6 protein-coding genes are annotated in these 11,731 nt (G+C 73.0%); 1 reads left to right on the top strand and 5 read right to left on the bottom strand.

Annotated features, from left to right (window positions below; genetic code table 11):
- Positions 1 to 34: 34 nt before the first annotated feature.
- The 4 genes from AB0877_RS12620 to AB0877_RS12605 all read right to left on the bottom strand — a co-directional run bounded on the left by AB0877_RS12620 (position 35) and on the right by AB0877_RS12605 (position 7,041).
- Positions 35 to 1,687, bottom strand: a complete 1,653-nt coding sequence (locus AB0877_RS12620; RefSeq protein WP_366608688.1) for a serine/threonine-protein kinase — start codon at positions 1,685 to 1,687, stop codon at positions 35 to 37.
- A 119-nt stretch (positions 1,688 to 1,806) separates the two neighbouring features.
- Positions 1,807 to 3,543, bottom strand: a complete 1,737-nt coding sequence (locus AB0877_RS12615) for a protein kinase (RefSeq protein ID WP_366608687.1) — start codon at positions 3,541 to 3,543, stop codon at positions 1,807 to 1,809.
- 83 nt (positions 3,544 to 3,626) lie between these two features.
- Positions 3,627 to 4,961, bottom strand: coding sequence for a glycosyltransferase family 4 protein (locus AB0877_RS12610; protein ID WP_366608686.1), 1,335 nt, complete (start codon positions 4,959 to 4,961; stop codon positions 3,627 to 3,629).
- Between the two features lie 136 nt (positions 4,962 to 5,097).
- Complete coding sequence (locus tag AB0877_RS12605) at positions 5,098 to 7,041, bottom strand: amylo-alpha-1,6-glucosidase (RefSeq protein ID WP_366608685.1); 1,944 nt, start codon at positions 7,039 to 7,041, stop codon at positions 5,098 to 5,100.
- A 42-nt stretch (positions 7,042 to 7,083) separates the two neighbouring features.
- Between AB0877_RS12605 and AB0877_RS12600 the strand changes: the two genes are divergently transcribed.
- Positions 7,084 to 9,789: a glucosidase gene (locus tag AB0877_RS12600; RefSeq protein WP_366608684.1), complete on the top strand. Its 2,706-nt coding sequence runs from the start codon at positions 7,084 to 7,086 to the stop codon at positions 9,787 to 9,789.
- A gap of 740 nt (positions 9,790 to 10,529) precedes the next feature.
- Here the strand turns inward: AB0877_RS12600 and AB0877_RS12595 are convergent.
- On the bottom strand, positions 10,530 to 11,687 hold the full coding sequence (locus AB0877_RS12595; protein WP_366608683.1) for an FAD-dependent oxidoreductase: 1,158 nt from the start codon (positions 11,685 to 11,687) through the stop codon (positions 10,530 to 10,532).
- Positions 11,688 to 11,731 lie beyond the last annotated feature (44 nt).

Below are 11,731 nucleotides of genomic sequence, written 5' to 3'. Positions count from 1 at the left end.
GGGGCATCACCCGGAAGGTCCACATCGGACCGGCTCACAGGGTGGGGGTGAAGCTCTGCCGGATCATCGGCAAGTATGCCGCGTTGACCTGCCAGTCGAATTCTTCTGTCAACCACGAGACGGTGTAGGAGCGGTCGGGCGAGGTGTTGGCCAGCAGGCGGAAGCTGTGCACCGGCACGCCGAGGGCGTTCTTCCAGCCGCACTCCCACACCGCGCCGCCCTCGAAGATGTCCATCGCGGAGATGTCCACCTTGCGATAGTCCGGTAGCGCCGCGCTGGCGGTCAGCCGCTCCTCCTCGGCCTCCCAGTGCGCCACCGGATCGGGGCGGACCGGCCCCGCCTCGACGCTGAGCACCCGGCTCCCGCTGGATCTCCGGAAGCAGGTCACCGAGCCCTCGGTCCAGCGCGCCCACCCCACCGGCGCGGCGATCCGAAACCCACTCGGGTCGTCGTACCAGGTCCAGCCCTCGCGTAGCCCGTACTTCACGCCGGGTGGCGGTGACACCGCCACCACCGGGGTCGCCGACGGTGGCGGGGGAGCCGTGCAGGCGAACGCGGCCGGTCGGGAGGTCGGCGCGCCACCGCCCGAGCCGGACGGAGGGGTCCGGTCGTCGTGCCGGTTGACCAGCGCGAGCGTGACGCCTCCCGCGACGAGCACAGCGGCAGCCGCGCCACCCAGGGCGATCAGGCGCCGTCGCCGGCCGGGTCGGCGCCGCGGGCCCGGGGTCGGAGTGGCCGGCTCGCCCGACGGGGCGACCGGTTCGACCGGTTGGCGCGCTCTGGCGCGTCCGGCGTCCCGGACCGCCCTGGCCTGCCCGGCGTCCCGGGCCGCCGCGACCGCCGTGGAGCGGGTCGACGTGGTGGGCTCGTCGTGGCTCGCCTGGGCGCTGCGCAGCAGCGGCTCCGCCTCGGCGGCGGTCAACCGCCGCCAGGGGTCGCGCTGCAACAGGCCGATGAGGACGGGACGCAACGGGCCGGCCCGACGCATCGGGTCCGGTGGTTCGGTGGCCAGCGCGCTGAGCGTCGCCATCGCGCTCGACCTGGCGTACGGTGACTGCCCTTCGACCGTGGCGTAGAGCGTCGCGCCCAGCGACCACAGGTCGGTGCGCACGTCGGACACCCCTTCGCGGGCCCGTTCGGGGGCGACGAACTGCGGCGATCCGAGCACGGTGCCGGGCCCGGTCATCACACCGTCACCGCCGTCGAAGGTGGCCAGCCCGAAGTCGGTGAGCACCACCCGCCCGTCGTCGGCGACCAGCACGTTGTGCGGCTTCACGTCGCGGTGCAGCACCCCGGCGGCGTGGGCGGCGCGCAACGCGGCGAGCACCGCCAGCCCGATCCGGGCCGTGCTCTGCGGGCTCAGCGGGCCCTCGGCGCTGATGATCTGCTGCACGGATCGCGACGGCACGTACTCCATCACGATCCAGGGGCTCTCCCGGTCGTGCACCACGTCGTAGAGGCGGACCACGTTGGGATGGTTGAGGCGGGCGGCGGTGCGTGCCTCGCGCAGGGTCCGTAGCCGCAACTCCTCGCGTTCGGTCTCGGCCAGCCAGGCCGGCGGCACGACCTCCTTCACCGCCACGTCGCGGTGCAACATCTCGTCGCGAGCAAGCCACACCCGGCCCATTCCGCCGGTGCCGACCAGGTCGAGCAGCCGGTACCGACCCGCGATCAGCAACTGATGCACGGTCGCTCCCCCTCGGTCACCCCGGGATCCACGATAGCCACCAATGGCTGCTTATTCATCCACTGAGCGGCCTCGATCCACGACGGACGGTGGTGCCGATCATGGCCATACGGTGCAGGTCAGCGGGGTGGTCGGAAACTCTCTCGTACCTTTTTCCAGTCGGCGGCGGCCCCGGTCCAGTCCTCGTCGTGGGTGATCCAGACCAGCGTCCAGCGGCCGGCGGCGACAGCCTGTTGCCGGGCGTGCAGCCACCGGCCGCCGTGGGGGGCCTGCCACCGGAGTTCCCACTCCGCCCCGTCGTCGCTGGCGGCGAGCCGGATCTCGTCGTACCCAGGCAAGGCCCCGGCCCCGGCGGCGGCGTCCCGGGCCGCGCGGAGCCGGACCAACGGGTCGGCGCTGTTGCCGGGTGCGACGCTGAAGGCCCGGCCGGTCGCCGGGTCCTGGAAGCAGGCCACCCCGTCGTCGCGGGAGTAGTACCAGGTGGCGGGCACGGAGACCCGGAAGCCTGTGGTGTCGGCGTGCCAGACCCAGCCCGGCGGTGGCCGGAACCTCTCGCCGGTGGCGGGGTCGCCGGCCAGCACCGGCGTGCCGGCGACATGCGGGCGGACACACGCGAACGGCGGCGGAGGGACGTCGCGTCCGTCGGGCGGCGGCCCCGGCCAGTCGGGGCCCGGTCCGCCTGGTCCGCCCGGTCCGCCCGGTCGGTTGTCGGGTGGACGGTTCGGTGGCTGCGGGGAGGACGAGGCGGCCGTGTCGCCGGGCTTGTCGCCGGCGAAGGTCAGCGCGGTGCCGACACCGGCCGCGATGGCCACCAGCAGCGTCACACCGATCAGCGCCAGCCGGCGGGTGGCCGGTCCCCGGGCCGCCCGGTCTGCGCCCGGTGCCCGGGACGCCCCTTCGGTGGCGGCCGGGGCAGGGTTCGGGTCGTCGGACGGTTCGGGCAACGGGAGGGTGGGGTCCTGGTCGTCGTCGACCGCGGCGGGGTGGGCGATCAGGCCCGGCACCGGCCCGTCGCCGGCGGGCCGGTCGGTCGTCGGCGGCAGGTCGGCGCGGCCGGTCGCGGCCATCGTGAGCAACCGACGGGCCGCGTCGTGGTCGAGGCGCTCGCGCGGGTCGCGGCGCAGCAACCCCGCCAGCAGCGGCGCGAGCGCCCCGGCGTGGGGGGCGGGGTCGGGCGGGCCGGCGGCCAGCGCGCTCAGGGTGGCCATCGCGGTGCTGCGGGCGTACGGGGACCGGCCCTCCACGGCGGCGTGCAGGGTCGCCCCGAGCGACCACAGATCGGCGGTCACCGTGGACACGCCCTCGGCGGCCCGCTCGGGGGCCACGTACTGCGGGGAGCCGAAGACCATTCCGGGGCGGGTCATCGCGCCGTCGCCACCGTCGAAGGTGGCCAGGCCGAAGTCGGTGAGCATCACCCGCCCGTCGTGCGCCACGAGCACGTTCTGCGGTTTGATGTCGCGGTGCAGCACTCCGGCGGTGTGCGCGGCCTGGAGCGCGTCGAGCACGGCCAGCCCGATCCGGGCCGCGCGGGCCGGATCGAGCGGCCCCTCGGCGTCCACGACGTCCTGAAGGGTGCGGGACGGGACGTACTCCATGATGATCCACGGGCTGCCGTCGACCGCGACGACGTCGTAGAGCCGGACCACCGTGGGGTGGTTGAGTCGGGCCGCGGCGCGCGCCTCCCGCATGGTGCGTGAGCGCACCTCGTCCCGTTCATGATCGGCCAACCAACTCGGTGGGACGATCTCCTTGACCGCCACCTCGCGGTGCAGCATCTCGTCGCGGGCACGCCACACCCGACCCATGCCCCCGCGACCCACCAGGTCGAGCAGCCGGTACCGACCGGCGATCAGCACCTGTGCACGCTCCTCCTCAGCCGCGGTCCGGGCTACACCCTAACCAGCGGATCGGAAGTCACCTATCGGTCGTCCGACTTGGCTCAGCAGACGGCGTGGTCGGCGGCGGTGAGCAGGTTCCCTTCCGGGATGGCGATGCGGGTCCGTCCGCCGCTCAGTCGGGCGGCGGCGCGGCGGGCCTGCACGGGGCCGTGTTCGCGGCGCGCGGTGGCGTAGCTGGCGGCGGTGCGGGCCGCGATGGTGGCCCAGCCGTACCGCTCGCCGACCATCGTGCGGGCCCGGCGGGCCAGCCGCCGGGCGAAGACCTCGTCGCCGAGCAGTTGGCCGACCGCGCCGGCGAGCGCGTCCGGGTCGCTGTGCGGGAACGTCACCCCGGTCACGCCGGGTTCGACGATCTCGGCGAGGCCGCCGGTACGGGCCACGGCGAGGGGTGCTCCGGCGGCCGCCGCCTCCAGCGCCACCATGCCGAACGGCTCGTAGAGGCTGGGGACCACCGTCGCGTCGGTGGCGCCGAGCATCGCCGGTAGTTGGGTGGAGTCGAGGAACCCGGTGAACCGGACCGTCGAGCTGAGCGCCAGTCGTCGGGCCTCCGCCTCCAGTTCGGTGCGGTACGGGCCGTCGCCGGCGATCACCACGCGCAGCCCCGGGTGTCGTTCGCGCAGCCGCGGGATGGCGTGCACCAGGTGCTGGACGCCCTTCTCGTAGACCAGCCGCCCGGCGTACCCGACCAGCGGACCGTCCCCGGCGAACCGTGCCCGGGCCGACGCGACCGCTCGGGGGCGGGCCCGCCAGGCCCGGTCGTCGACCCCGTTGGGCACCACGTCGACCTGGCCGGCGGGCACCTCGAACAGCGCGGTCACCTGGTCGCGCATGTAACCCGAGCAGGTGATGACGCGGATGGAGGAGTTGCTGAGCCAGTGTTCGACGCCGTGAATGGTGCGGTTCATCTCCTCGGGCAGCCAGCCCTGGTGCCGGCCCGCCTCGGTGGCGTGGATGGTGGTGACCAGGGGGAGGTCCAGGTGATCGGCGAGGGTGACGGCGGTGTGGGCGACGAGCCAGTCGTGGGCGTGGATGACGTCGTAGGCGCCGGCCTGGGTGGCGCGCAGGGCGGTGCGGGTGAGGGTGTGGTTGAAGGCCATGGTCCAGGCCAGGAGGGAGCTGGTGGCGAGGGGGAAGGTGACGGGGTCTTCGGGGGCGCGCAGGATGCGGACGCCGTCGGCGTACTCCTCCAGGGGTGCGCCGTCGCTGTGGCGGGTGACGACGGTGACCTCGTGGCCGGCGGCGGCGAGGGCGACGGAGAGGGCGTGCACGTGTCGGCCGAGGCCGCCGACGAGCACCGGCGGGTACTCCCAGGAGAGCATCAGCACCCGCAGCTGTCGGGCGGGGTTGATGTCGATCACGTGGGCATCGAGTGACATGCGGCCCCCTTTGAGTTGTCCCCGGGCGCGCGCCGACCGACACCGAATCGATGTCGCCGTCGCGTCTGGATCGAGGCCAATCCTGCCGGGATCGCGATAACCAGCGGCGACACCACCGTTGCGGTCGTGTAAAGCGCTACTGGCTCTTTCGTCGCACCCGCAGCAGTTCGGCCACCGACCATGCCTGGAACGGGCACCCGGTAGCGGTGTGCGGCGCGAGGCCATCTGCCGTCTCGCTAACTGAGCCTAACCCATACTCCATCAAATGCGCCTCAATGCCGACGAAAACGTCATCGACGGACATCTTCCCCCGGCGGGCGGCGTCCACGTACGGGCCGAGCAGCCACGGCCACACCGTGCCCTGGTGGTAGCCCCCGTCCCGCTCGGCCGGGCCGCCCCGGTGCCGGCCCGCGAACTCCGCGGCATCCGGGGCCAGACTGCGCGGCCCGAGGGGGGTGAGCAGACCGCCCCCGATCCGCCGCACCGTCGCCTCGTCCGGCTCCAGCGGCGCGTACGGCAGCGACCAGGCCAGCAGTTGGTTGGGACGCAACGCGTCGTCGTCGTGCAGGGCGGCACCACCCAACGGGTACGCCGGCGCGGGCGCGTCCAGCACGTCATGCAGCCAGCCGGTCGGGGCCGGGAACCGCTCCCGGAACGAGGCGGTGGCCTGCCGGTGGAGTCGCCACAGCTCGTCGGCGTCCTGCCCGGCCAGCTCGGCCAGCTCCGCGAGCCCGGCCAACCCGTTGATCCACAACGCGTTGACCTCGACCGGCTTACCGGTGCGCGGGGTGACCGGCACCCCGTACACCCGGGCGTCCATCCAGGTCAGCGCGGTGCCGGCGGCGCCCTGGGTGAGCAGCCCGTCGACCGGGTCGACCCGGATCCCGTACCGGGTGCCGGCGGTGTGGGCGTCCACCACCGTGCGCAGCGCCGGCAGCAGCTCGTCGCCGAGGTCGGTGTCGCCGGTGACGGTGACGTGCCGGCTCACCGCGTGCAGGAACCACAGCGTGCCGTCGACGGTGTTGTACTCCACCCGACCGGTGTCGGCCGTGTTGGCGAGCATCCCCTCGGACAGCGTCGCCGCGTACGCCCGCAGCAGCTCCCGACCCTCGTCGGCGCGACCCGTGCAGAGGAACAGCCCCTCGTACGAGATCATCGTGTCCCGCGACCACGCCCCGAACCACGGGTACCCGGCCACCACGTCGACCGCCGCCCGGTCGGTGCGCACCACGAACGCGTCGGCGGCCAGCGCCAGGGTGGCGTCCACGTCGTCGGCCGGCTTCGCCGTCGCCACCACCCGCCGGTTGCGCCGCCGGGCGGTCGCCACGATCTCCGTGGCCGGCGGCGGCTCCTCGTCGAGCCGACCGGCCCAGGCCCGCACCGACACCGTGTCGCCGGGGCGTTCCAGCTCACCGGAGAAGCGGCCCGCGTACCAGAGATCCTCGTCCGCGTTCAGGCCACGGTTGGCCTCCTCGCGGTGGTGCACGCCCAGCCACCACTGCCCCTCGGGCGTCCAGCCCGGGCCGGCGAGCCGGTACGCGCCCTCGACCACCGCGCCGTCGGCCACCGCCTCGACCTGCGGGACCGGGCCGTCGGCCCGCCGTTCGCCGTGCGCGTCCCGCCAGGTGCAGGCGGCCGACAACTCCAGTCGCACGGGACCACCGGCGACCAGTCGGTGCACCACCGCGACGCAGGAGCGGCCGGGAAGCATGGCCAGCTCCCGTTCGATGACCACCGCGCCGATCCGCCACCGCCACCGCGGTAGCCCGTCGACCAGGTCGAAGCGTTCCAACAGCTCGAAGCCGCGCGGGTCCACGTCGCCGGAGGCCCACTCGTGCGCGCCGAGGCGGACCCGTGCGCCGGACGGCAGGGTGACTGCCGGATCGAGGCTCACCAGTCCCACCTGACGGGACGCCGGCGTTTCGCCGGGAACCACCAACAGGCCGTGGTAGCGACGTGTCCGCAGCCCGCCGACGGTGCCCATCGCATAGCCGCCGAGGCCGTCGGGGACCAGCCACTCCCGGCTGGCCGCGCTGGTCAGATCGCCGCAGACCTGCGGGCCGAACCGAATGTCGATCAAGTTTCCTCCACCGGCGGCAACGTGTAACACGCCACGACGAGAATGGCCGCTGTGGTCAAGTCCCGCGGCGACGTCAAAGATGTGCACGTGATCACTGACCGATCGTCCTCCGACGCCTCGCCACCCGACGCTGAGCGGCTCCGGCTCGCCCAGGCCGACTCGGGGGAGCAGGACTGGCGTGCATGGGGTCCCTATCTGTCCGAGCGGGCGTGGGGGACGGTACGGGAGGACTACAGCGAGCACGGTACGGCCTGGGACTACTTCCCGCATGACCACGCGCGGTCCAGAGCCTACCGGTGGAGTGAAGACGGGATGGCCGGCGTCTGCGACGAACGACAGACCTTCGCGTTCGCCCTCGCCCTCTGGAACGGCAAGGACCCGATCCTCAAGGAGCGGATGTTCGGCCTCGGCGGCGACAGCGGCAACCACGGCGAGGACGCCAAGGAGTACTGGTGGTACGAGGACTCCACGCCCACCCACTCGTGGATGCGCTGGCGCTACCACTACCCGCAGGCCGCCTTCCCGTACGACGAACTCGTCGCGGTCAACGCGTTGCGCGGCCGTGACGACACCGAGTACGAGCTGGTCGACACGGGGATCTTCGACGACGACAGGTACTGGGCGGTGACGGTCGACTACGCCAAGGCGTCCCCGACCGACCTCTGCATGGTGGTGACCGTGGCCAACCGGGGCGACCGGGCGGCCACCCTGCACGTCCTGCCCACCCTGTGGTTCCGTAACACCTGGTCCTGGGGTCTGCCCGGCGGCGACCGGATCCCCCGGCTGACCGGCCAGGGCACCCGCCTCGTCGGCGAGCACCGGGTGTTCGGCCAACTGCTGTTGGAGGGCGACGGCGGCCCGGTGCCGCTGCTCTGCGACAACGACACCAACGCCGAACGGCTCTGGGGCCTGCCCGGCCGCTCCCCGTACCCGAAGGACGGCATCAACGACCACGTCGTCAACGGCGCGGCCACGGTCAACCCGGCGCGGGAGGGCACCAAGGGCGCGCTGCACTACGTGCTCGACGTGCCGGCCGGCGGGCAGCGTCAGATCCGGCTGCGACTGACCCGCACCGCGTCGCCGCCGGCCGCCGCCCCGCCACCCCCGGCCGACCTCAGCGACGGCTTCGAGGCCGTGGTGTGGGCGCGGCGGGCCGAGGCGAACCGGTTCTTCGCCGGCGTGATCCCGCCGGCCGCCACCCCCGACGAGGCGCTGGTCGCCCGGACGGCAATAGCCGGGCTGATGTGGGGCAAGCAGTTCTACCACTTCGACGTCAAACGCTGGCTCGACGGCGACCCGGGCTCGACCCCGCCGGCCGGGCGCCGGCACGGACGCAACAGCGCCTGGTGGCACATGACCAGCTTCGACGTCATCTCCATGCCGGACCCGTGGGAGTACCCCTGGTACGCGGCCTGGGACCTGGCCTTCCACTGCGTCAGCATCGCCCGGGTCGACCCGGGCTTCGCCAAGGAGCAGATCCTGCTCCTGCTGCGCGAGTGGTACCTGCACCCCAACGGGCAGATCCCGGCGTACGAGTGGGCGTTCGGTGACGTGAACCCGCCGGTGCACGCGTGGGCGGCGCTCAAGGTGTTCGAGATCGACGGCGGCCGGGACTACGAGTTCCTGGCCCGGGTGATGCACAAGCTGCTGCTCAACTTCACCTGGTGGGTCAACCGCAAGGACACCGGCGGCAACAACGTCTTCGAGGGCGGCTTCCTCGGGCTGGACAACGTCGGGCCGTTCGACCGCTCGGCGGCGCTGCCGGTCGCCGGCGTGCTGGAGCAGTCCGACGGCACCGGCTGGATGGGCATGTACGCGCTCAACCTGCTGGACATCGCGATCGTGCTCGCCGAACACGACCGGACCTGGGTGGACACCGCCACCAAGTTCTTCGAGCACTTCGCCTACATCGCCGCCGCCGCGTACGAGCAGGGGTTGTGGGACGACGAGGACGCCTTCTTCTACGACGTGCTGCGCCTCGCCGACGGCACGAAGGTGCCGCTGAAGGTCCGCTCCGTCGTCGGGCTCCTGCCGCTGGCCGCCACCACCCGGCTCACCGCCCGGACCCTGCACCACCTACCGGAACTGGGCGCCCGGCTGCGCTGGTTCCTCACCAACCGCCCGGAGTACGCGCAGGTGATCGGCACCCGCCGGCTGGGCCCCGACGGCCGGCAGCAGCGACTGCTGTCCATGGTCGGCCCGGAGCAGGTGGTCCGCCTGCTCGCCCGGATGCTCGACCCGGACGAGTTCCTCTCCGACTTCGGCCTCCGTACGCTGTCGCGCGCGCACCTGGACAAGCCGTTCTCGGTGAGCCTCGGCGGGCAGGAGTTCTCGGTCGGCTACGAGCCGGCCGAGTCGACCAGCGGACTGTTCGGTGGCAACTCGAACTGGCGCGGTCCGATCTGGATGCCGACGAACTTCCTGCTGATCAGCGCGTTGCGCGACTACGCGGCGTTCTTCGGCGACGACCTCCAGGTGGAGTATCCGACCCGCTCCGGGGTCAAGCACACCCTGGACGAGATCGCCGACGACCTCTCCGCCCGGCTGATCTCGCTCTTCACTCAGGACGACTGGGGTCGACGGCCGATCTACGGTGCCGCTCAGATGTTCCAGACCCACCCGGACTGGCGCAACCTGATCGCCTTCCCCGAGTACTTCCACGGCGACAACGGGGCTGGCCTGGGCGCGTGGCACCAGACCGGCTGGACCGCCCTGGTGGCCGACCTGATCCTCACCCTCCGCCGCTGACCCCCTGGCCCCGCCCCGCCGCCCCCGCCCGGTCCTGCCCGCGCTGCCCGTCCTGCCCGCGCTGCCCGCAAGATCGGCGCAACTTCCCTGATGTTGCTGTCTCGGGGGCGGTCCAAGGCAGCAACATCAGGGAAAGTGTGCGGATCTTGCGGGCACGACGGACCCCCGCCGCCCGGCCTCCCGCCGCCCGGCCTCCCGGCCCCGGCCTCCCGGCCCCGGCCTCGCGGCCCCGGCCTCGCCGCCCGGCCCCGGCCTCGCCGCCCGGCCCCGGCCTCGCCGCCCGGCCCCGGCCTCGCCGCCCGGCCCCGGCCTCGCCGCCCGGCCCCGGCCTCGCCTCGGCGAGATCGTGCTCGATCCATGTTGTAGTGGTGTCGCTCTCGACGGGAGGCCACTACAACATGGATCGAGCACGATCTTGCGGGTATGGCGACCGCTGGGCGTGGGCTGCGTCAGATGGTGATCACGCCGAGCTTGATGAGGTTGTCGGCGGTGTCGGTGGTTGCCACCAGGCGGGCCCGCCAGCCGAGGACGCTGGGGGCTTGTCGTCGCTGATCACCGGCACCTGATCCTGAAGGGCGGCGGCCTCGCGGGACGCCGGCTCGGTCTTCGCGGCTTCCCGAACCTTGTCGTCGCCCACTCCGGGCCGGCACCCGATCGGCCAGGGCTCGGCAGGTGCCGCGCGAGCATCGTCGCCAGGTCGAGGAGGCCGCCGTTGTTGCGGACGTGACGCGGGGCGCCGCTCAGCGGTTCGCCCGTTCGATGCCCCGCCGGACGAGGCCGCTGATGCCGGGCAGGGTGACCGCCCGGATGGTCAGGTCGCTCATCCAGACGTGGAATCGGCTGGGTGGCGCGTACTGGGCCATTCCCCGGCGGGCGAGCGCCTGTCGTTTGCCGACCTCGGGGCGGAGTCCGGCCTCCCACTCGACGAGTGCCGCCGGGAGGTCGTCGGCGTGCCGTCGCAGGGCGGTGCCGAGGTGGTCGGCGCCGGCGAGGGCGAGGGCCGCGCCGTGTCCGGCGAAGAGCGTCACGCACCAGGCCGCGTCTCCGAGCAGGACGACGCGGCCGGTGCTCCAGCGTGGCATGACCACCTGGCTGACGGCGTCGAAGTAGGCACTGGACGGGTCGTGGGCAAGATGGTCGATGGCGTCGGGCACGCCACCGGCCAGATCTCCGAACGCGGCCCGCAGCGCGTCGACCGGCCCGCGCCTCAGGTCGGCGGCGGGCTCCGCGCTGCGATAGGTGAAGAACGCCGACGACCGCTCCGGGCCCAGGTTGATCATCGCCGCGGTGCGCCCGGGACCGATGTGGGTGGTGGCGGACGACTCGGGCACGCCCGGCATCGGGTGGGGCAGCCCGAAGGCGGCCACGAGGTACGGGAGGTCCACCCGGAAGTCGGGGCCGAACAGGGCGGTACGGGTGGTGGAGTGCACTCCGTCGGCACCCACCAGCAGCTCGGCCCGCTCGCCGGTGCCGTCGCTCAACCGCACGCGCACATGGTCGGTGTCCTGGTCGACGGACGTGACTATGGTGCCGAAGCGGATGTCGACCCGGTCCCGCACCGCTTCGAAGAGGCTGGCTTCCAGGTCGCCGCGGAACACCGAGAGGGCCCGCTTGCCGAGTGCGGCCTCGGCGATGGCGGACGGCACGGTGAACTTGGGCCGACCGTCGGCGTGGACCAGCACGGTGGTGAACGGGCCCAGGTCGGCGGCGGACAGGGCGGGGAGCAGGCCGAGGCGTTCGGCGGCGTCGTAGCCCGGCCCGATCAGGTTCACCAGGTAGCCGCTGCTGCGTCGGGCCGGGGCCCGTTCGGCCACGAGGACCTGCCATCCGTCCTGGTGGAGTCGGAGGGCGGTGGCCAGCCCGGCTATCCCCGCACCCACGATCACCGCACGTCGCATCGCGCACCTCACCACTAGAATGAGCATCTGCTCAAACCAGTATG

This window comes from Micromonospora sp. NPDC047644 (assembly GCF_040704315.1).
Classification (GTDB): Bacteria; Actinomycetota; Actinomycetes; order Mycobacteriales; family Micromonosporaceae; genus Micromonospora.
The sequence above is the reverse complement of the archived record's forward strand: the minus strand, read 5'-3'. Positions and strand labels throughout refer to the sequence as shown.

Bases quoted from the DNA above. Each gene is read 5' to 3' on its own strand.
- AB0877_RS12610 (WP_366608686.1), bottom strand. From the start codon at position 4,961: ATGTCACTCGATGCCCACGTGATCGACATCAACCCCGCCCGACAGCTG.
- AB0877_RS12600 (WP_366608684.1), top strand. From the start codon at position 7,084: ATGGCCGCTGTGGTCAAGTCCCGCGGCGACGTCAAAGATGTGCACGTG.
- AB0877_RS12595 (WP_366608683.1), bottom strand. From the start codon at position 11,687: ATGCGACGTGCGGTGATCGTGGGTGCGGGGATAGCCGGGCTGGCCACC.